This is a genomic window from Brucella sp. NBRC 14130 (genome assembly GCF_040371715.1).
GTDB lineage: Bacteria > Pseudomonadota > Alphaproteobacteria > Rhizobiales > Rhizobiaceae > Brucella > Brucella intermedia.
Map to the genome: position 1 here is coordinate 49146 of NZ_BAABTE010000002.1, position 20867 is coordinate 70012.

Consider the following 20867-nt stretch of genomic DNA (forward strand, 5'->3'; position numbering starts at 1 on the left):
CGGGTTTGAAGCTGGCAACGAGGAGGCGAGCCTCCTCGTTATCGATTAGTTCGCGACCGCATAGCAGCCGAAATTTTTCTTCTTGAGCGAGGCGCATGCGTCCCATGCAGCCTGCTTGGAAGAGAAGCCGACAAAGCGGGCGCGGTAGAAAGTTGCGCTGCCCTTGCTGAACGTCTCGGTATAGGGAGACGCTGCGCGCAGGGTGCCGCCTGCCGTGGCAGACGCCTTGGCCAGCATGTCACGTGCCTGGCCTTCGCTTGGCAGGGAGCCGATCTGGATGGCCCAGCCGCCAGCGGCGGGCGCAGATGCGGTTGTAACCGGATCGACGTCCTGAGCCTGCGCTGATGGAACAGCTGCCTTTGGCGTTGGACGGATCGCAGCCTGTGCGGCGAGCGCCGCAGGGCGTGCCGTTGGAGCTGCGAGCGCCAGAACCTGCGGCTGTTCGCTGTCGCCTTCGCCGCTTTCATTGTTGATGAAATCTTCCACAGCCGCGGCCTCGCGTGTCACCGGAACAGGCGCGTTCTTCGCTTTTGGAAGATCGACCGAGGCGACTACCTGCGGAGCATCGTTGCGCATAGCTACGAGCGGAGCAGCGTTACGGCTACGTGTCGCCATAGGAAGATATTTGCGAATGAGCTGCGCCATATGGGCGTCACGGCTTGCGCCGGTATTGCCGCCCATCACGACTGCCACGAGCCGACGGCCGTCGAGACTGACCGATGAGGCCAGATTATAGCCGGAGGCATTGGTATAGCCGGTCTTGATGCCGTCCACGCCTTCAACGCGACCGAGCAAACGGTTGTGACCATTGATGGTCTGGCCGCGGAAAACGAAGCTGCGGCGCGAGAAATAGGAGAATTCATTCGGGAAATGCTGGCGAAGCGCAATGCTGAGGATTGCCATGTCACGTGCAGTTGTATGCTGCGCCATGTTCGGCAAGCCCGACGCGTTACGGAAAGTCGTGTTGCGCATGCCGAGACGGCGCGCCTTTGCGGTCATCATCTGGGCAAAGCGTTCTTCCGAGCCCCCAAGATATTCTCCAACCGCTGTCGCTACGTCGTTGGCAGATTTCGTGATCATGGCCAGTGCGGCATCTTCAGCGCGGATACTTTGTCCGGGGCGGAAACCGATTTTGGTGGGCGGACGCGCAGCCGCATAAGCGGAAACGGGGATACGCGTGTCCTTGCTCATGCGACCTGCCTGCATAGCCTCGAACAGCATGTAGAGGGTCATCATCTTGGTGAGAGAGGCAGGATAGCGCTGTGCATCCGCATTCGAGGCGAACAGCGTCTTGCCGGTGTTCGCATCAATTACGATGGCTGCGTATCGGTCACCCGCCGCTATCGCCGGTATTGTTGTCGAAGCTGTCGAACACCCCGTTACAACTGCAAGAAGAAGGGTGGCTTGTGCCGCTCTTTTCAAGGCATATGCGACTTTACTAAATGCGGTACGCACGATGATGACCTACCTGTATCCCGGATTTTTTAAACTGCGGCACAAAAGGCACACAGCGTCTAATTCGGTGATCCTAATGCCATCAGCGTTACCAATCCGTTTATGGTAACCGCATTGTTCATAAATTTCGGAAAAATTAGGGAGAGGGCAACGGGACCGGTAGCGGGTATCGATAGGGCCCCTTTCGGCGTTCACGCAGATGTGTCATTGAACGGGAATCCCCCTTTCGTGGCGGAGGGAGCGATAACAACAAAAAAACCCGCTTTCGCGAGTCTAATTTTTACTGCTGCCTTATCGTATAGGAGGGGAGGGGCAGCGACTTGAAATAAGTGTGTGTTAAAAAGTTGCTTTCTAATATTATATAAAATGCACCTATTATCGTTCTGATTATATGTGCAAAATAGTATTTTTTTCCATAGGTCGAAATGGCAATTTGTATTCCGCTTTCTATAGGGTGGAGTTTTTTGGGGGACAGTTAGCCCGGTCTGTATTTGAGAACTCAGGCATTTAGACCGCTATTTTATAAAGAACGCCCTTCAATTCGAGATACCATATAACTGTGTCAAGCCGCGTTATTGCAATAAGTCCCGGTTGCAAGTGCCAGTGAAGGGCTTAAAATCACCACATGACGACCTACATAATAGGGCAAGTTGGGCCAGGCAGATGGGCATCCGGGTAATAGGTTTCATGAGGCATCTCGATATAGTCATGCAAAGCAAGACCGACGGCGGGAATGGTCCGGAAAACGGCACCGTTGTGGTCACGCGCACGCAGCCGAAGACCAAGAAACCCAGCCTCTATCGTGTCCTGCTCCTCAACGACGACTACACACCCATGGAGTTCGTCGTTCATGTCCTGCAGCGGTTTTTCCAGAAGAACCGGGATGATGCCACGCGCATCATGCTGCATGTTCACAATCACGGGGTCGGCGAGTGCGGCGTATTTACATACGAAGTCGCCGAAACCAAAGTCAGCCAGGTCATGGATTTCGCCCGCCAAAACCAGCATCCGCTGCAATGCGTGATGGAGAAAAAGTGAGGTCATATGCCATCGTTCTCCCCAAGCCTTGAAAGGGCTCTGCATCAAGCCCTCACAATAGCAAACGAGCGGCATCACGAATATGCGACGCTCGAACACCTTTTGCTTGCCTTGATCGACGATCAGGATGCGGGCGCAGTGATGCGTGCCTGCAGCGTCGACCTTGAGCATCTCAAGCGTATCGTTACCGATTATATTGATCGCGAACTTGATAACCTGGTCACGGGTTATGACGAAGATTCCAAACCCACTGCTGCGTTTCAGCGGGTCATCCAGCGTGCGGTCATCCATGTGCAGTCCTCGAACCGTGAGGAAGTGACTGGCGCGAACGTGCTGGTTGCCATCTTTGCGGAACGGGAAAGCCATGCTGCCTATTTCCTCCAGGAACAGCAGATGACCCGTTACGACGCCGTGAATTATATTTCGCACGGCATTTCCAAACGTCCGCAGAGCAGCGAAACCCGTCCGCCGCGCGGCGCGGAGAGCCCGAGCGAAGAACGGACAAGCACTGAGCAGGAGGAGAGCGCGAAGAAAAAGCAGGACGCGCTGTCAGCTTACTGCGTCAATCTCAATGAGAAAGCCAAGGCTGGTCGCATCGATCCACTGATCGGACGTGACAGCGAAATCAGCCGTACCATTCAGGTGCTTTGCCGCCGTTCGAAGAACAATCCGCTTTATGTGGGCGATCCGGGTGTTGGCAAAACCGCCATCGCCGAGGGTCTCGCCAAGCGGATCGTTGAAGGGCAGGTGCCCGAGGCGTTGGCCGACGCGACGATCTTTTCGCTCGACATGGGTACGCTTCTGGCTGGCACCCGTTATCGTGGTGACTTTGAAGAACGCCTGAAGCAGGTCGTCAAGGAACTCGAGGAGTATCCGGGTGCGGTCCTGTTCATCGACGAAATTCACACGGTCATCGGCGCTGGCGCTACCTCAGGAGGCGCAATGGACGCGTCGAACCTGTTGAAGCCTGCGCTTTCGTCGGGCGCTATCCGCTGCATCGGATCCACCACCTATAAGGAATATCGTCAGTTCTTCGAGAAAGATCGCGCCTTGGTGCGTCGTTTCCAAAAGATCGACGTCAACGAGCCTTCGATCCCGGATGCGATTGAAATCATGAAGGGGCTGAAGCCTTACTTCGAGGATTTCCACAAGGTCAAGTACACCGTCGATGCCATTAAGACGGCGGTGGAATTGTCTGCGCGTTATATTTCGGATCGCAAGCTGCCTGACAAGGCAATCGACGTGATTGACGAAACGGGCGCCAGCCAGATGCTCTTGCCCGAGAACAAGCGCAAGAAGACCATCGGCGTAAAGGAAATCGAAGCGACAATCGCAACGATGGCCCGTATCCCACCGAAATCGGTGTCGAAGGATGACGAACAGGTTCTGTCACATCTGGATGCAGAGCTGAAGCGCGTCGTCTATGGTCAGGATCTGGCAATCGAAGCTCTGTCGGCCTCAATCAAGCTCGCCCGTGCAGGACTGCGTGAACCGGACAAGCCAATCGGCTCTTATCTGTTCTCCGGCCCTACTGGCGTCGGCAAGACGGAAGTCGCCAAGCAACTGGCAAGTTCGCTCGGTGTCGAACTGTTGCGTTTCGATATGTCGGAATATATGGAGCGCCATACCGTCTCGCGGCTTATTGGTGCCCCTCCCGGCTATGTCGGATTCGATCAGGGCGGTCTTCTGACAGATGGGGTCGATCAGCATCCGCATTGCGTGCTGCTGCTCGATGAAATCGAGAAGGCGCATCCGGACCTGTTCAACATCCTGTTGCAGGTAATGGATCATGGCTCGCTGACCGATCATAACGGCAAGAAGATCGACTTCCGCAACGTGATCCTGATCATGACCACCAACGCCGGTGCGTCGGATATGGCCAGGGCAGCAATCGGTTTTGGTTCCACACGTCGCGAAGGCGATGACATGGAAGCGATCAACCGTCTGTTTACGCCGGAATTCCGTAACCGACTGGATGCGATCATTCCGTTCGGCCCGCTGCCGGTTCCGGTTATCCATCAGGTAGTGCAGAAGTTTGTGCTTCAGCTTGAAGCACAGCTTGCTGAACGCGGTGTGACTTTCGAACTGACCGAAGGTGCAATCTCCTGGCTGGCTGACAAGGGATACGACGAGCGCATGGGTGCACGTCCGCTGGGCCGGGTTATCCAGGAGCACATCAAGAAGCCATTGGCCGATGAAGTGCTGTTCGGAAAACTCAAGCACGGCGGCACGGTTCGCGTGGACGTGGTAACCAAGCCTGACGGAAAAACCGATCTGTCGTTGGAAAGTGTCGCCGACAAGCCGGTCAGTCCGAAAAAGGACATTCCGGCTGAAAAGAAGCAGTTGCAACGCAAGAAGGCTGCTCCGAAGAAGGCTGAAAAGGAAAAAGTGCTGGCGGGCAAGGACGAACCGGCGCCAAAAACGTCCTCGAAGTCTTCGGTGACCAAGTCCTCGGTGCCGAAGGTGCCGCGCAAGAAATAGTTGGGATAGAAACGGCCCCTCCGGGGGCCGTTTTTCTTGAATCCGTGACGAGCATGGACGAAAACTGAGGTTTTCCTATTCTGGCGGAAGAAACCGGGTGCAACTTGCTTGGACCTTGCTCTAACGTGGCTCCATGCCACCGATTCATCTCAGTCCTCCTGAACGTAATTTAGAAGATCAACGCCACATGCGATGGTTTCTGCGCGGTTGTATGCGCATTTGCAGCATTCCGGCTCTATTGCTGATGAGTTCATTCATCGGTTTTGCCGGGCTGGCCATCGAAAGCGGAATTACAGTTGTCCAGGCGGTTTTCATGACCCTTACCATCTGGGCTCTTCCGGCCAAGGTCGTTCTGATTGGCGCGATCAGCGCCGGCGTGGCTTTGCCTGCCGCAGCTCTCGCCGTTGGGCTGTCGTCGGTGCGTTTGATGCCGATGGTGGTTGCATTGCTTCCCGAACTGCAGGGTCCGAAGACCCGGAAACTGACGCTCGCGGCCTTGTGTCATTTCGTGGCTGTCACCGCGTGGGTCATGGCCATGGAAGAGTTGCGCAAGATACCGCGTGATATGAGAACCAGTTATTTTGCGGGAATCGGAATGGTGCTAGTGGGAACCAATGCGATCATCGTCGCAATCGTTTATTCGTTATCGACGTCTTTTCCGCCAATCGTTTTTGCGGCACTTTTCATGCTGACGCCGATGTATTTTCTGACATCGCTCTGGCGTTCAGCCAGGGAGCGGGCAGGGCAGGTTGCGATGATTTCCGGGATCGCTCTGTTTCCCATATTCCATCATCTGGCTCCGGGATACGATCTGCTGTTCACGGGTATTCTCGGCGGGCTGATAGCGTTCGGCTTTCATAGAATGCGTCAAATACCAGCAGGAGCGGGTGAATGAACTGGGACAGTTTTTCAACTTGGTGGTGGCCGTTCGTGTTTATCCTGCTGGCGGGAGCGTTGCCGACCTATCTGTTTCGCGTGATGGGAGTGCTGGTTGGCGGGCGGGTACGAGAGGATTCCGAGGCGCTTGTTCTCGTACGATGCATCGCAACCGCGCTGGTAGCAGGCGTTATTGCGCAGCTTGTTCTCTATCCCAATGGCGAATTGGCCAACTCGCCGCTGTGGCTGCGCGCTGGTTCCGCCGTGGCAGGATTTGCCGCTTTCATCATGACCGGCAAGCGATTGCTGGTCGGTGTTCTGATCGCGGAAATCCTGCTGGTGATCGGTCTGCTTACACTTTGAAAGTTTGAGTCATATCAAATTGCTGCGCGGATTTTTTCAGCGTTTGCTGAAAGAACTGCGGCGTCTTCCATCTGTCCCGTATGGGGCTTGAGCGCGACGCCTTCAAAACGCGGGATCACATGGAAGTGCAGGTGATAGACGGTCTGGCCGGATGCAGGTTCGTTGAACTGCATAACCGTTACGCCATCGGCGTTGAAAGCCGTTTTTACGGCCTGGGCGATTTTTTGCACAACCTGAATAACGTTCGCGAGGGTTTCCGGCTTGGCATCGAGCAGGTTGCGGGAAGGTGCCTTTGGCACAACCAGCGTATGGCCCGTGCCTTGCGGCATCACATCCATGAACGCAACGACATCGTCGGTTTCATAAACACGGGTGGACGGAATTTCACTGCGCAGAATCTTGGCGAAGATATTATTGTCGTCATAGGTAGCGGGCATGCGATTCTCTCCAATGCGGAATGTTTGAACGGATCAGACCGCATCTATTCCTGGTAGGCAAGGTGGATCGGTTCATGCGTCCCTGAATGGGGAGTGTTCATGCAAAGCGCTCTGGATTTGCTCGACTTCGCGGCGCTCATGCTCAAGATAATCACGCACTGCATTCCGAAAACCTTCATGGACAATGTAATGCGCCGAATGGGTCGTGACCGGCACATAACCGCGCGCGATTTTATGCTCGCCTTGTGCGCCAGCCTCCACGACACTCAGTTTTCGATCGATGGCAAAATCGATTGCCTGATGATAGCAAACCTCAAAATGCAGGTAGGGATGATCTTCAATGCAGCCCCAGTGCCGGCCGAAGAGCGTGTCACCCCCGATGAAATTGATTGCACCGGCGATATAATGCCCGTTGCGTTTTGCCATGATGAGCAGGATGTCCTCGGCCATGCTTTCGCCGATCAGCGAAAAGAACTGCCTGTTCAGATAGGGCCGTCCCCATTTGCGGCTGCCCGTATCGATATAAAACGCAAAGAAATCATCCCAGACGGCTTCCGTGAGGTCGTTGCCGGTCAGCCAGTCGATTTCTATGCCGTCCGACAAAGCCTGGCGGCGTTCTTTTTTTAACGCTTTGCGTTTCCGGGATACAAGTTCACTCAGAAAGTCATCATAGCTTTTAAAGTTCTTGTTTTTAAAGTGAAACTGCTGATCAGTGCGATGGAGAAAGCCTGCGCGCTCCAGTGCGGTAACCTCATCGGGCAGTGCAAATGTAACATGCGCAGATGAAACACCGGTCTGGTCCGCCAGTTCCCGCAATCCGCCAGCCAGCGCCAGTCGAACCGTTTCGCTTTCATAAGCGACGTGATTGATAAGGCGCGGGCCGGTAGCTGGAGTGAAGGGCACTGCTGCCTGAAATTTGGGATAATATCGGCCTCCGGCGCGCTCAAAAGCATCCGCCCAGCCATGGTCGAAGACATATTCTCCCTGACTGTGGCCTTTGAGATAATTTGGCACCACTCCGATGAGACTGCCCCGATCGTCTTCAAGGCGCAAATGCTTCGGAAGCCAGCCCGCCTTTCGGGAAACTGAGCCCGACTCTTCCAGAGCCAACAGGAAGTTGCGGGTTATGAAGGGATTGTAGTTCGCGTCCTGTCGGGAAGCCCCGACAAGACTGCTCCATTCGTCCTTCGTGAATTCGCTGATATTCTCAACGACACGGAGAACGAAGCTTTGCTCATTCCGCGGGTCTTCGTCGTTCACCGCTATTCCTTTGCCGTTATCGCGCATGTTGCGGCGCTCGGCGTGTTGTCGTCAAGCTAACAGGGCGCGTGGATCAAAACCTTCGAACGTGATCTGGTCGACATTGAGATCGCTATGCTTCTGCATTTCGCGATCTCGAACGGTCCAACTGATCACCGGCATGTGCAACTTCTCCTGAACGAAAGTGACGAACGGGTTGGGCAGATGATGCAGGTTATAGGATACGAAGGAAATGCCATGCGCCAGCATGGAGAAATGTCTTTCAAAATCTTTCGTACTGGTACCTTCGGCGGTAAGCCCTCCCGGGATTCCCGGCGCATCTGCTTCAAAGCGGCGGATCAGGTGGTGATCGAAAGACATGATCGCCGCTTCGCCCTTATAAGACGCCAGTTCTTTGGCAACGGCGGCCACTAGACCGTCGTCCTTACCTTCTATGCCCTTCAATTCGATGACAAGAGGAACACGGCCATCGACCAGATCAAGCATCTGACGAAGCGTCGGCACGTGATCGGCGGTGCCGCCGACCTTGAGCGCGGTCGCTTCGGCAAGCGTCAAATCGCTGATGTAGCCTTCGCGACCGGCGAGACGCTTCAGCTCGTCATCATGAAAGACGACCACGCCGCCATCACGGGTGAGATGAACATCGCATTCAATGGCGAATCCCGCTTTGGCTGCCGCCTCAAACGCTGAAAGGGTGTTTTCCCAGCGTTCCTTGTTAAGATCGTGCAATCCACGATGAGCGACAGGGCGCTTCTTGATCCAGTCAATGGACGTCATGTCACGCAACCTCGATGATTGCTTCTATTTCGACAGGTGCATTGAGCGGCAGGCTGGCAACGCCGACTGCGGAGCGGGCATGTTTGCCAGCGTCGCCGAGGACTGCGACGAGGAGATCGGATGCGCCATTGGCAACCAAATGCTGCTCCACAAAGTCGGGCGTTGAAGCTACGAAGGCCGTAATTTTTACAATTCGCTTGATGCGGCCGAGGTCACCAAGTGCCGCCTTTGCCTGGGCAAGAATGTTGACAGCACAGGCGCGTGCCGCCGCTTGTCCGTGCGCAACTGTCAGCTCGTCTCCGATCTGGCCAGTGTGCACCAGCTTGCCGCCTTCGAGTGGAAGCTGGCCAGAAGTGAGCAGCAAAGAGCCGCTTTGGGCAAAAGGAACATAGTTTGCGGCGGGTGCGGCGGCTTCCGGGATGGATATACCCAGATTTTTAAGGCGGCTGTCGATCGTGTCGGTCATTATATTAATCCTTGCTTGCAAAGGTACTTCGCGATCTACCTATAAGCAGAATCGGTGAAGCTTTGGGGAAGGGTGCTTTTTTTGCCTCGCTTCCGCCACGAGTTTTTTTATCATGCTCGTCAACTCATCGGGAGATTCATGTATGCGTTTTTTCAAGAGTGCGGTTGCGGCGAGTGGAACGGCTGCTTGTATTTGGGCCGGATTTGCGGTCGCCGCTCATGCGGCCTCGACGGTAACGTTGGTTCCACATCGCGCAGTCTATGATCTGACTCTGGATCGAGCCGATGAAAAATCAGGGATCAGTGGTTTGACCGGCCGCATGGTGTATGAGTTTAACGGATCGGCATGTGAAGGCTACACCACCAATTTCCGTTTCGTGACCCGGATCGATATGGAAGAGCAGCCGCAGCGCGTGACCGACCAGCAGACGACGACGTTCGAAGGAGCGGACGGAAAGAACTTCCGCTTCGTCAACAAGACCTTCGTGGACAAGGAACTGGTCAAGGAAGTGCGTGGCGACGCGAAGCTCGAGGGCGGCAAGACCGTCGTCGAGTTGAGCAAGCCGAAGGAAAACAAGCTCGACCTCAAGGGAACGCAATTTCCCACCGGTCATATGGAAGAACTGATCGGCAAGGCGGAAGCCGGGCAGAAGTTCTACCAGACATCGCTGTTTGATGCTTCCGAAGATGCCGACCGGGTGGTTGCAACCACCGTTGTCGTCGGCAAGGAACAGTCCTTGACGGACGACGAGACCAAGATCATGGGCAAGTTTTCCAAGGATCAGGTCTGGCCGGTAACGATTGCCTATTTCGATGACAAGGAAAAGCAGGACGGCCTGCCCATCTATCGCATCAATTTCAAGCTTTATCGCAATGGAATTACCCGCGACCTTACCATGGATTATGGAGATTTCTCCATGAGGGGAAAACTCGTGAAGCTTGATGTCTATGATACGGCAAAACAGGCTGGAACCTGCAAGTAGACGCCCTGGTGGGCATGTTTGTTAGCCCGTTCAGTGCTATATTGTGCAGACGACTTGCATTTTGCGGCGTGATCAGTTAACAGCGCGCCTATTCCACACACGGGATTGGGCTTTTGTCGGGAGAAATCCGGCAAAAACCTCCGGTGGCGAGAAATCGCCTCAGCCCGTGGAGGTTAAACCGGAAAAGGAAAATAAAGATGGCATTACCTGATTTCAGCATGCGCCAGCTTCTGGAAGCTGGTGTTCACTTCGGCCACCAGACCCATCGCTGGAACCCGAAAATGGCACCATACATCTATGGTGACCGCAACAATATCCACATTCTCGATCTGTCCCAGACCGTTCCTCTGCTGCACAACGCGCTGAAGATCGTTTCGGACACGGTTGCCCGCGGCGGTCGCGTTCTGTTCGTCGGCACGAAGCGTCAGGCTTCGGACATCATTGCCGATGCTGCCAATCGTTCGGCACAGTATTACGTCAATGCACGCTGGCTCGGCGGCATGATGACGAACTGGAAGACGATCTCCAATTCGATCCAGCGTCTGCGCAAGCTCGACGAACTGCTGGCTGGCGAAGCTCAGGGCTTCACCAAGAAGGAACGCCTCAACCTTGAGCGCGAGCGTGAAAAGCTTGACCGCGCCCTCGGCGGTATCAAGGACATGGGCTCGGTCCCGGACCTGATGTTCATCATCGACACCAACAAGGAAGCGATTGCCATTCAGGAAGCCAAGCGTCTTGGTATTCCGGTCGTTGCCGTGATCGATTCGAACTGCGATCCGGACCAGATCGATTACCCGATCCCGGGCAACGATGACGCCGCGCGCGCTATCGCCCTGTATTGCGATCTGATTGCCCGCGCTGCTCTCGACGGCATTGCGCGTCAGCAGGGCGCGATGGGCATCGACATCGGTGCACAGGCTGAAGCTCCGGTAGAGCCAGCCCTCGAAGCTCCGGCTGAAGGCGCTTAATCAGCGTATGATTTCATCCATCCGTCATATCTGTGATAGGGCGGGTGGATAATCTCGTTTCATCCCGGTGCGAGATCGTGATTCCTGTAGTGCAACGCTCAGGTCAGGTCGCGATCCAGAAACCAAGCGCCGGTTAAAAGTTGGCACACCTTTTCGGTGTGCCTTCGCTTTCATGAAAGGCGACATCATGAGCATTTCCGCATCTCTCGTCAAAGAACTCCGCGACCTCACCGGCGCCGGCATGATGGACTGCAAGGCAGCACTTGCCGAAACCAATGGCGACATCGACGCTGCCGTTGACTGGCTGCGCGCCAAGGGTATTGCAAAGGCTGACAAGAAGGCTGGCCGTACGGCTGCTGAAGGTCTGGTTGGCGTTGCAGCTTCCGGCAACAAGGCTGTTGTCGTTGAAGTAAACTCCGAAACCGACTTCGTTGCCCGCAACGATGCTTTCCAGGATCTGGTCCGCAAGATCGCCCAGGCTGCTCTGTCGACCGATGGCTCGACCGAAGCTGTGGCCGACGCCAAGATCGATGGTAAGACCGTTACCGAAACGGCAAAGGACGCTGTTGCCACCATCGGTGAAAACATTGGCTTCCGCCGTTCGGCTGCGCTGACCGTTCCGCAGGGCGTTGTCGCGACCTACATTCACAACGGTGTTGCTGATGGCCTTGGCAAGCTGGGCGTTCTCGTTGCAATCGAAACCGCTGGCGATGCAGAAGCTGCAAAGGCATTCGGTCGCCAGGTTGCCATGCACGTTGCTGCAATCAACCCGCTGGCTCTGACCGCCGAAGATGTCGATCCGGCTGCTGCCGAGCGCGAAAAGGCGATCTTCATTGAGCAGGCTCGCGAATCCGGCAAGCCGGACAATATCATCGAAAAGATGATCGAAGGCCGCATGCGCAAGTTCTACGAAGAAGTCGTTCTTCTTTCGCAGGCTTTCGTTATCAATCCTGACCTGACGGTTGCAGCTGCCCTCAAGGAAGCTGAAAAGACCATCGGTGCGCCGGCCAAGATCACGGGCTTTGCCCGTATCGCTCTCGGTGAAGGCATCGAAAAGGAAGAAACCGACTTTGCTGCTGAAGTAGCTGCTGCTGCCAAGGGCTAAGCAGGTCTGTTTTTCAGCGCATCTCGCCCGAAATTAGGTTTTCCCTTTTCGGAATGCGTTGATTGCCTGAAAAGGCTTTTGATTACGAAGGGCATCGCGTGACAACGCGGTGCCCTTCGTGTATCGGAACCCGAACACATCCACTTGATCACCATCTGCGGAGAGCATCCAATGCCAGGTCAACCCGCCTACAAACGCGTCCTTTTGAAAGCCTCAGGTGAGGCATTGATGGGCAGCCAGGGCTTTGGCATCGATGTTTCCGTAGCAGACCGTATTGCAAGCGATATCAAGCAGGCACGGTCGCTTGGGGTCGAAGTCGGCGTCGTCATTGGCGGCGGTAATATTTTCCGTGGCGTGGCAGTGGCCTCGAAAGGTGGCGACCGCGTGACGGGCGACCACATGGGAATGCTGGCCACGGTCATCAATTCTCTTGCGCTGCGTACCTCACTGCACAAGATCGGTGTCGACTCCGTCGTGCTCTCGGCCATCGCCATGCCTGAAATCTGTGAGAGCTTCTCGCAGAGACAGGCTACGGCCTACATGGATGAGGGCAAGGTCGTGATCTTTGCTGGCGGTACCGGAAATCCATTCTTCACGACGGATTCGGCGGCGGCTCTTCGCGCTGCCGAAATCGAGGCGGATGCGCTTTTGAAGGGCACGCAGGTTGACGGAATTTATTCCGCCGACCCAAAGAAAGATCCGAACGCCACGCGTTTCGATCGTCTGACGCACAAGGAAGTTCTCGATCGCGGGCTTGCGGTCATGGATACAGCCGCTGTTGCCCTTGCGCGTGAGAACAACATTCCGATAATAGTCTATTCCATCCATGAAAACGGCGGCTTGGCCGAAATTCTGCAAGGCAAGGGGCGCTGCACGATCGTTTCCGATAATTGATCGGCCCTTGCTGCGTATCGAAGGAGAAAATGCATGAGTGATGCTTTCGACATCAACGACCTGAAACGCCGCATGGAAGGCGCTATCAACTCTTTGAAGCACGATCTTGGTGGCCTGCGCACGGGCCGTGCTTCCGCAAGCCTGCTGGAGCCGATCGTGATTGAAGCCTATGGCTCGACGATGCCGATCAACCAGGTTGCAAATATTACCGTTCCCGAATCGCGCATGCTTTCGGTCTCCGTCTGGGACAAGAGCATGGTGGGCGCCGTGGAACGCGCAATTCGCGATTCAGGCCTCGGCCTCAATCCAATCACCGACGGTACGACGCTGCGCATTCCGCTGCCGGAGTTGAATGAACAGCGCCGCAAGGAACTGGTCAAGATTGCACATCAATACGCCGAGCAGGGCCGCATCGCTGCCCGCCATGTGCGTCGCGACGGCATGGATACGCTGAAAAAGCTGGAGAAAGACAGCCTCATCAGTCAGGATGATAGCCGTGTTCTGTCGGAAAAGGTGCAGAAGCTGACCGACGAAACCATTGCAGAGATGGATAAGATCGTTGCCGTGAAAGAAGGGGAGATCATGCAGGTCTAGGACTTGCATGATTTTCATTGAAGGAGAGCTTCGCCATGTCCGAACCGCGCCACATCGCCATTATCATGGATGGCAATGGCCGTTGGGCGAAGGCACGCAACTTGCCCCGCAGTGCCGGACATCGGGCAGGTGTGGAAGCTCTTCGCGAGACGGTGCGGGCAGCCGGGGATCGTGGCCTCGGCTACCTGACTTTGTTCGCATTCTCTTCTGAAAACTGGTCGCGCCCGAGTGGAGAGGTGAATGACCTCCTCGGCTTGCTGAAGATTTTCATCCGTCGCGATCTCGCGGAGCTGCACCGCAACAATGTGCGCGTCAGCATCATCGGCGAACGCGAGGAGCTTGCCCCCGATATCAGGACGCTATTGGTAGAAGCAGAAACGCTTACGCATCGCAATACCGGCCTCAACCTGATCATAGCTTTCAACTACGGTTCCCGCGACGAGATCGTTCGTGCCGTGCGAAGCCTGGCGCGCGACGTTGCCGCCGGTCTGCTTGATCCGGCGTCCATTTCCGCTGAACTGATTTCCGCAAATCTTGATACGGCGGGGATACCCGATCCGGATCTAATCATCCGCACGAGCGGAGAAATGCGGCTGTCGAATTTCCTGCTCTGGCAAGCGGCATATTCGGAATTCCTATTCCTGCCCATTCACTGGCCCGATTTTCGTTCATCGGACCTCGACGCTGCCTATGATGCTTTTCGCCAGCGGGAGCGTCGATTCGGTGGTGTTGAGGTGCGCACAGGAATTGAAGAACTCGAAGAAGAAATCGCATGCCCTTCGACCAAGGGGGCGGCAGTCTAAAGTGGTTCCTGAGAATCGGAACCACTGCAATGCTCTAGAAAGGCGCAAGCCGGTCCGTCGAAAGGTCTCAATGTCCAATCTGCAAACCCGTATCATTACTGCTATTGTTCTCGGTGCAGCTGCCTTGTGGCTGACATGGATTGGCGGTTTGGGTTTCACGCTGTTTTCGATTGCGATCGGATTGGCCATGTTCCATGAGTGGACCAGCTTGACCGCACCCAAGCAGACACTTTTCTCGCGAGCATTCGGTTGGGGATGGCTGGGTCTTACGAGTATTCTGCTCGTTTTGGACCGCTCTGCGTTGCTGACCATCGGCGTTCTGTTAGCGGGCACGCTCATACTTTTGCTCACCCAATGGCAGGCAGGGCGCGGCTGGCCGGCGGCAGGACTATTCTATGCGGGTTTCTCCGCCGTTTCGCTTTCGCTCCTGCGCGGCGACGAACCTTTCGGCTTTACAGCCATTGTTTTTCTTTTCGCTGTGGTCTGGTCCACAGATATCGCAGCCTACTTCAACGGCCGGGCATTGGGTGGGCCGAAGTTGGCGCCGCGCTTCTCGCCGAACAAGACGTGGTCTGGCGCCATCGGTGGCGCCGCTGCCGCGGTGGCCGGCGGCATCCTGGTTGCCTCTCTGGTGGCGGCTCCAGGCAGCTGGCTTGTACCGCTGCTCGCGCTCCTGCTGTCTATCGTATCGCAGATCGGCGACCTCGCGGAATCCTGGGTGAAGCGTCAGTTCGGCGCAAAGGATTCAGGGCGCTTGCTACCAGGACATGGCGGTGTATTGGACCGTGTTGACGGACTTGTAGCTGCTGCCGCACTTTTGTACCTGTTTGGTGCAATTTTCGCCGAGCCAGACGTGCCGTCCGCGATTTTCTTCAGTTTCTAAGGGCGCAAGGAATTGTTTAAATTCATTCGGTTTTTTGGCGATCCGGTAGTGTTTTGTAAGGAGCAGTGATTTGCAGGACGCGTTGGCCTTTTTTCTGGGTGGCGAAAGCCTGCTTGTCGGGACCATCATTCCTTTTCTGTTTGTGTTGACCGTTGTGGTCTTTGTCCATGAAATGGGCCACTATTTGGTTGCGCGCTGGTGCGGCATCGGCTCCCAGGCTTTTTCCATCGGTTTTGGGCCCGAGTTGATCGGTTTCACGGATAAACACGGAACGCGATGGAAGATTTCCGCCATTCCGCTTGGCGGCTACGTCAAGTTCATTGGCGATGAGAGCGCCACGAGTTCTCCGGTGGACGTCAATAATGCGTGTCTGAGTGTGGATGAGCAGCGAAGGGCGTTTCACACCCAACCTGTTTGGAAGCGTGCGGCGACGGTCTTTGCCGGACCTGCTTTCAATATTATTCTGACTGTCGTCATTTTCAGTGTGTTCTTCGCGCTTTACGGCCGTCAGATTTCTGATCCGCTTATCGCGGGTGTCCAGCCGGGCAGTCCAGCGGCTGAGGCCGGGTTTGAGGCTGGAGATCGCTTCATCAGCGTCGACGGCGAAAAGATTACCACTTTTTCCGATGTGCAGCGCATCGTATCCGGGCGAGCCGGGGACACGCTGAATTTCACTGTCGAGCGTGACGGCAAGATGGTTGATCTTCAAGCTGTTCCGGCAATTGTCGAGCGCACCGATCCGCTTGGAAACAGGATCAAGCTTGGCGCTATCGGTGTGGAAACCACTGAAGCTGTAGGCAATTTCCGCCGGATTGAATATGGCCCGCTCGAATCAGTGGCACAAGCTGTCATGGAAACGGGCTATATTATTGGTCGCACCGGAGAGTTTTTTCAGCGCTTTGCGGTCGGTCGTGAGGATAAATGCCAGCTTGGTGGGCCGGTCAAGATTGCCAATATGGCTGGCAAGGCAGCAAGCCAGGGATTTGATTGGCTCATCCAGTTGATGGCGATGTTATCTGTCGGCATCGGGCTTTTGAACCTGTTTCCGCTGCCTCCGCTGGATGGCGGTCATCTGGTTTTCTATGCGGTGGAGGCCATCAAGGGCAGTCCGGTGTCTGCCGCAGCGCAGGATATTTTCTATCGTGCCGGGTTCTTACTTGTTATGGGATTCATGGGGTTCGTACTTTTCAACGACCTGTTTGCCTGCTAGATGACTCTCCGGCTGGCTCAGTTGGTGATCTTGGGGATCGGTGCAGGCTGGAAGTTCCAGCGAGCAAACCGCTATGATGCGTTTCTTCTCCGGCGAGGACCGGGGAAGGTGTTAAACAGAAATGAAAGTTGGGAGTGACGGCTGGAAAAGCTAAGCGATTTGTTTACCATAACACCTAAATCGCGTGGCGCGGATGCCACGCTGGTTGCTTAAGTAAACAGAATTTAACCGTGACGCTTGCTTGTATGGAAAAACCGGGTATGACGGTTGTATCTGTACGTGCTTTTCTGGGTTAATCGCCCCGGGGACAGAAAGAAACGAAGGTTCGGAAAGCCTATGACGGCAAGTTCTAAATTCTTTGGCGCCGCTTCTGCGCTCGCCATGTCAGTGGCTCTTGTGGCTTCGGGTACTGCTGCACTCTCGCTGGCTTCGGTCAACGTTGCCGAGGCTGCTGTCGTTAGCCGTATCGAGGTACGCGGTAATACACGCGTCGACGCGCAGTCCATCCGTGACAATATCGATATTCGTCCGGGCAAGGCCTTCACCAGCGCCGATATTGATGCTGCGGTGAAGCGTCTGTTTGCGATGGGGCTGTTCTCGGATGTCCGCATCAACCAGTCCGGCAGCACGCTCGTCGTCAACGTTACGGAGCGCTCGGTTGTCAACAACGTCCTCTTCCAGGGCAATAAGAAGATCAAGGATCCCGATCTTGCCCGCGCTGTTCAGCTCAAGGCTCGCTCGCCTTACGATGCTGCAACGATGGAAGCGGACGTCGAGGCAATCAAGGGAGCATATGCACATATCGGGCGCAGCGATGCGACTGTGAATGCGCGTACCGTTGATCTCGGTCAGGGCCGTGTAAACGTTGTTTATGAAATCAACGAAGGCTCGCGTACCAAGATTGCGAACGTCGATTTTGTCGGCAATCAGGCTTTCAGTTCCCGTCGTCTGCGTGATGTGATTTCGACCAAGCGTTCGAATCCGCTTTCGTGGCTGACGCGTAACGACGTCTACGACGAAGGTCGTCTTCAGGCTGACGAAGAAACGCTCCGCCGTTTCTATTACAATCGCGGCTATGCGGATTTCCGCGTCATTTCGTCCAATGCTGTTCTCGATCCTTCGACGAACGAATACACGATCACCATCACGGTCGATGAAGGTCAGCGCTATACGTTCGGCAACGTCAGCGTCGAGAGCAATGTGGCTGGTGTCGACGGGCAGGCTCTGGATCATCTGGTCAAGACGCGCTCGGGTAAGCCTTACAGCGCGAAGGAAATCGAGGATTCTGTTCTCGCGGTTACCGAAAATGTCGCTGGAAGCGGTTACGCTTTTGCGAAAGTCGAGCCGCGTGGTGATCGTGATTTCGAAAACCGCACGATCTCGGTCGTTTACAGCGTCGATGAAGGTCCGCGCGCTTACATTCAGCGCATTGAAATCCGCGGCAACGATAAAACCCGCGATTTCGTGATTCGCCGCGAATTCGACGTGAATGAAGGTGATGCCTTCAATCAGGTCATGGTGCAGCGTGCAAAGCGTCGTCTGGAAGCGCTTGATTTCTTCCAGACCGTCAACATTTCGACCGCGCCTGGCTCTGAGCCGGATCAGGTCATTCTGGTTGTCGATGTGGTTGAAAAGTCGACCGGTGAATTCTCGATTGGTGGTGGCTATACCACCGGTGGTGAATCGCCAGGTGCGCAGGTTGAAGCTGCTATCACCGAGCGTAACTTCCTCGGACGTGGCCAGTATATCCGTATCAGCGCGGGTGCCGGCCAGGACGATATGCGCAATTACGGCCTTTCCTTTACAGAGCCATATTTCCTCGGTTACCGCCTCTCGGCCGGCTTTGACGTCTTCCGTCGTACATACCGCGTAAACGACGACTACGACGTCGAGCAGACCGGTGGTACCATCCGTTTCGGCCTGCCGATCACGGATGACTTCTCGGCAGGTATCGCGTATAACCTGGTTCAGGAAAAGTACGATCTGTTCCGTCCGGACCGGGAAAATTTCTATGCACCTGCTTTGCTTGAGGCTGCCGAACATAGCCCGTGGTTGCGTTCTTCGATTAGCTATTCGCTGACCTACAACTCCATCGATGACATGAAGAACCCGCATGACGGTCTTTATGGAAAGTTCACGCAGGAGTTTGCTGGTCTAGGTGGTGACGCCAAGTACATCAAGACCACGTTCAAGGGTAACTACTACAAGACGCTTTCTCAGGAAGCCGATATCGTCGGCATGCTGGGCATCGGCGGTGGTTATATCCATGAATTTGGTGATGATGGCGTCCGTATCTTCGACTTGTTCAAGAACAATTCGGACATCATTCGTGGCTTCAAGTTCAATGGTATCGGTCCGTATCAGGATGCTGCGAACGGCAAGCGTTACTGGATGGGTGGCACGACCTACATCAATGGTACGGCTGAAGTTCAGTTCCCCATGCCATTGGTTCCTGAGAGTCTGGGTATCCGTGGCGCCGTGTTCGCAGACGCTGCAACGCTTTACGGCAACGACTCCTCGCAGGGCGGTTCTCCGATCTACGGCGACGACAAGAAGCTTCGTGCTTCGGCAGGTGTCAGCTTGATGTGGGCTTCTCCGTTCGGTCCGCTGCGCTTTGACTATGCGTTCCCGATCGCGAAGGCTGATACCGACAAGGTTCAGAACTTCAACTTCGGTGTTTCGACCAAGTTCTAATAGATTTGCCTTTTCCCGGGGTATAACAACCCCGGGAAAGAAAGTGTTTTGATGGCAGATCCTGTTTTTTTCGCGCCTTCGCGTGAACTCACGATTGGCGATATAGCAGATTTTACCGGTGCAAGACTTCGCGATGCGAAGCTTGCGCCGCGTTCTGTTGCGCGTCTCTCTTCTCTTAAAGATGCAACTGAAGGTTCTCTTGTCTTCGTCGAGGGCAAAAAGAACGCCGATGGACTTTCGTCGATCAGTGCGGCCGGTGTTTTGTGTACGGAAGCCGTAGCCGACATAGTACCGTCGCATATAGCTGCATTGGTGACCCGTAATCCTCAGCGAGACTTTGCCTCCGTAGGGCGAATGCTGTTTCCTGCGTCGGTCAGACCAGTAAGCTGGTTTGGTGAAACAGGTATTTCGTCGTCGGCGATCATTCACCCGACCGCGCATATCGAGGATGGCGCGACCATCGAAGCCGGAGCAGTGATTGGTAAGGGCGTTACCGTTGGTAGCGGTACCCTGGTCGCATCGACTGCGGTCATTGGGGAAGGTAGCCAGATCGGTCGCAACACCTATATTGCGCCGGGCGTTACCGTCCAATGTGCTTTTATCGGCAACCAAGTTGCGCTTCATCCGGGCGTTCGGATTGGTCAAGATGGTTTCGGCTACGTCCCAGGCCCGGCTGGTCTGGAAAAAGTTCCCCAGCTCGGCAGGGTCATTATTCAGGACAATGTCGAGATCGGCGCCAATACGACGGTGGATCGTGGTTCGTTGAATGACACCGTTATCGGTGAAGGCACCAAGGTCGATAATCTTGTCCAGATCGCGCACAATGTGCGGATCGGCCGCTTTTGTATCATTGCCGCACATTGCGGCATCTCCGGCAGCTGCGTTATCGGTGACCAGACGATGCTGGGTGGACGTGTGGGCCTTGCTGACCATTTGATCATCGGTTCGCGCGTGCAGGTTGCCGCGGCGAGTGGCGTTATGAATGACGTACCCGATGGTGAGCGCTGGGGCGGTATCCCCGCGCGGCCTATCAAGCAGTGGTTCCGCGATATTGCGAATATCCGCAGCATCGGGCAATCGAGAAAGGAGCAATCCTCTGATGAGTGATGCAAATCAGACCAAGCTGGAAGCAGCAGATATCCAGGACCTTCTGGCAGTGCTGCCGCATCGCTATCCGTTTTTGCTGATTGATCGTATCGTCGACATTGACGGTGACGTCTCTGCGACCGGCATCAAGAATGTGACAATCAACGAGCCGCATTTTACAGGCCATTTTCCTGAAAAGCCGATCATGCCGGGCGTATTGATTGTCGAAGCCATGGCACAAACGGCAGGCGCTATTTCCCTGCTTCAGCGCAAGACCGGGCGTCCGGGTGTGGTCTATTTCATGACTATCGACAATGCGAAATTCCGTCGTCCCGTCATACCGGGTGACAGGCTTTTGCTTCATGTCAAGAAGATCAAGCAACGCGCAAATATCTCCAAATATGAATGCATTGCGGAAGTTGATGGTGTGAAGGTTGCGGAAGCTGAAGTCGCTGCCATGATCAGCACAGCTGAAGAAAACCAGTGAGCATATCA

Annotated in this window: 20 protein-coding genes; 15 read left to right on the forward strand and 5 right to left on the reverse strand. The window is 55.2% G+C overall.

Annotated features, from left to right (window positions below):
* Nucleotides 1–45 precede the first annotated feature (45 nt).
* Nucleotides 46–1455, reverse strand: coding sequence for a D-alanyl-D-alanine carboxypeptidase family protein (locus tag ABWW28_RS03765; RefSeq protein WP_025089495.1), 1410 nt, complete (start codon nucleotides 1453–1455; stop codon nucleotides 46–48).
* 708 nt (nucleotides 1456–2163) lie between these two features.
* Here ABWW28_RS03765 and clpS point away from each other — a divergent pair.
* From clpS to ABWW28_RS03785, 4 genes are all read left to right on the forward strand, one after another.
* On the forward strand, nucleotides 2164–2493 hold the full coding sequence (gene clpS, locus ABWW28_RS03770) for an ATP-dependent Clp protease adapter ClpS (protein ID WP_036565154.1): 330 nt from the start codon (nucleotides 2164–2166) through the stop codon (nucleotides 2491–2493).
* Between the two features lie 6 nt (nucleotides 2494–2499).
* Complete coding sequence (gene clpA / locus ABWW28_RS03775) at nucleotides 2500–4974, forward strand: ATP-dependent Clp protease ATP-binding subunit ClpA (protein WP_021585248.1); 2475 nt, start codon at nucleotides 2500–2502, stop codon at nucleotides 4972–4974.
* Nucleotides 4975–5218: 244 nt separating this feature from the next.
* Nucleotides 5219–5869, forward strand: a complete 651-nt coding sequence (locus ABWW28_RS03780) for an AzlC family ABC transporter permease (RefSeq protein WP_318258017.1) — start codon at nucleotides 5219–5221, stop codon at nucleotides 5867–5869.
* Nucleotides 5866–6213 carry an AzlD domain-containing protein gene (locus tag ABWW28_RS03785; protein WP_021585246.1) on the forward strand — a complete coding sequence of 116 codons (348 nt, stop codon included), beginning with the start codon at nucleotides 5866–5868 and terminating at the stop codon, nucleotides 6211–6213. The genes ABWW28_RS03780 and ABWW28_RS03785 overlap by 4 nt, the downstream gene beginning before the upstream one ends.
* A 14-nt stretch (nucleotides 6214–6227) precedes the next feature.
* Here ABWW28_RS03785 and ABWW28_RS03790 read toward each other — a convergent pair whose 3' ends face one another.
* The 4 genes from ABWW28_RS03790 to ABWW28_RS03805 form a co-directional block, all read right to left on the reverse strand.
* Nucleotides 6228–6650, reverse strand: coding sequence for an HIT family protein (locus ABWW28_RS03790; RefSeq protein ID WP_021585245.1), 423 nt, complete (start codon nucleotides 6648–6650; stop codon nucleotides 6228–6230).
* Nucleotides 6651–6722: 72 nt separating this feature from the next.
* Nucleotides 6723–7910 (reverse strand): GNAT family N-acetyltransferase, encoded by a 1188-nt coding sequence (locus ABWW28_RS03795; protein ID WP_025089497.1) that lies wholly within the window; start codon nucleotides 7908–7910, stop codon nucleotides 6723–6725.
* A 51-nt stretch (nucleotides 7911–7961) separates the two neighbouring features.
* Complete coding sequence (locus ABWW28_RS03800; protein WP_021585243.1) at nucleotides 7962–8687, reverse strand: glycerophosphodiester phosphodiesterase; 726 nt, start codon at nucleotides 8685–8687, stop codon at nucleotides 7962–7964.
* A 1-nt stretch (nucleotide 8688) separates the two neighbouring features.
* A complete protein-coding gene (locus tag ABWW28_RS03805; protein ID WP_006471616.1) occupies nucleotides 8689–9153 on the reverse strand; it encodes a RidA family protein in 465 nt (154 codons plus the stop codon).
* Nucleotides 9154–9295: 142 nt separating this feature from the next.
* Here ABWW28_RS03805 and eipB point away from each other — a divergent pair, with 142 nt between their 5' ends.
* The 11 genes from eipB (at nucleotide 9296) to fabZ (ending at nucleotide 20859) form a co-directional block, all read left to right on the forward strand.
* Nucleotides 9296–10135, forward strand: a complete 840-nt coding sequence (gene eipB, locus ABWW28_RS03810) for a cell envelope integrity protein EipB (RefSeq protein WP_021585242.1) — start codon at nucleotides 9296–9298, stop codon at nucleotides 10133–10135.
* Between the two features lie 197 nt (nucleotides 10136–10332).
* Nucleotides 10333–11103 (forward strand): 30S ribosomal protein S2, encoded by a 771-nt coding sequence (rpsB, locus tag ABWW28_RS03815; RefSeq protein ID WP_006466952.1) that lies wholly within the window; start codon nucleotides 10333–10335, stop codon nucleotides 11101–11103.
* A gap of 187 nt (nucleotides 11104–11290) precedes the next feature.
* Nucleotides 11291–12208 carry a translation elongation factor Ts gene (gene tsf / locus ABWW28_RS03820; RefSeq protein ID WP_031346049.1) on the forward strand — a complete coding sequence of 306 codons (918 nt, stop codon included), beginning with the start codon at nucleotides 11291–11293 and terminating at the stop codon, nucleotides 12206–12208.
* A gap of 171 nt (nucleotides 12209–12379) precedes the next feature.
* Nucleotides 12380–13102, forward strand: coding sequence for a UMP kinase (pyrH, locus tag ABWW28_RS03825; RefSeq protein ID WP_006471613.1), 723 nt, complete (start codon nucleotides 12380–12382; stop codon nucleotides 13100–13102).
* A gap of 33 nt (nucleotides 13103–13135) precedes the next feature.
* A complete protein-coding gene (frr, locus tag ABWW28_RS03830) occupies nucleotides 13136–13696 on the forward strand; it encodes a ribosome recycling factor (RefSeq protein WP_006466949.1) in 561 nt (186 codons plus the stop codon).
* Nucleotides 13697–13731: 35 nt separating this feature from the next.
* Nucleotides 13732–14499 carry an isoprenyl transferase gene (locus ABWW28_RS03835; RefSeq protein WP_021585240.1) on the forward strand — a complete coding sequence of 256 codons (768 nt, stop codon included), beginning with the start codon at nucleotides 13732–13734 and terminating at the stop codon, nucleotides 14497–14499.
* A gap of 70 nt (nucleotides 14500–14569) precedes the next feature.
* On the forward strand, nucleotides 14570–15382 hold the full coding sequence (locus ABWW28_RS03840) for a phosphatidate cytidylyltransferase (protein WP_021585239.1): 813 nt from the start codon (nucleotides 14570–14572) through the stop codon (nucleotides 15380–15382).
* A 70-nt stretch (nucleotides 15383–15452) separates the two neighbouring features.
* The gene (gene rseP / locus ABWW28_RS03845; RefSeq protein WP_021585238.1) at nucleotides 15453–16592 is read left to right on the forward strand and encodes an RIP metalloprotease RseP; all 1140 of its coding nucleotides are present in this window, start codon (nucleotides 15453–15455) and stop codon (nucleotides 16590–16592) included.
* Between the two features lie 336 nt (nucleotides 16593–16928).
* On the forward strand, nucleotides 16929–19286 hold the full coding sequence (gene bamA / locus ABWW28_RS03850; RefSeq protein WP_021585237.1) for an outer membrane protein assembly factor BamA: 2358 nt from the start codon (nucleotides 16929–16931) through the stop codon (nucleotides 19284–19286).
* A 51-nt stretch (nucleotides 19287–19337) separates the two neighbouring features.
* On the forward strand, nucleotides 19338–20393 hold the full coding sequence (lpxD, locus tag ABWW28_RS03855; protein WP_353390340.1) for a UDP-3-O-(3-hydroxymyristoyl)glucosamine N-acyltransferase: 1056 nt from the start codon (nucleotides 19338–19340) through the stop codon (nucleotides 20391–20393).
* Nucleotides 20386–20859, forward strand: coding sequence for a 3-hydroxyacyl-ACP dehydratase FabZ (gene fabZ / locus ABWW28_RS03860; protein WP_006466942.1), 474 nt, complete (start codon nucleotides 20386–20388; stop codon nucleotides 20857–20859). Before lpxD ends, fabZ begins: the two co-directional genes overlap by 8 nt.
* Nucleotides 20860–20867 lie beyond the last annotated feature (8 nt).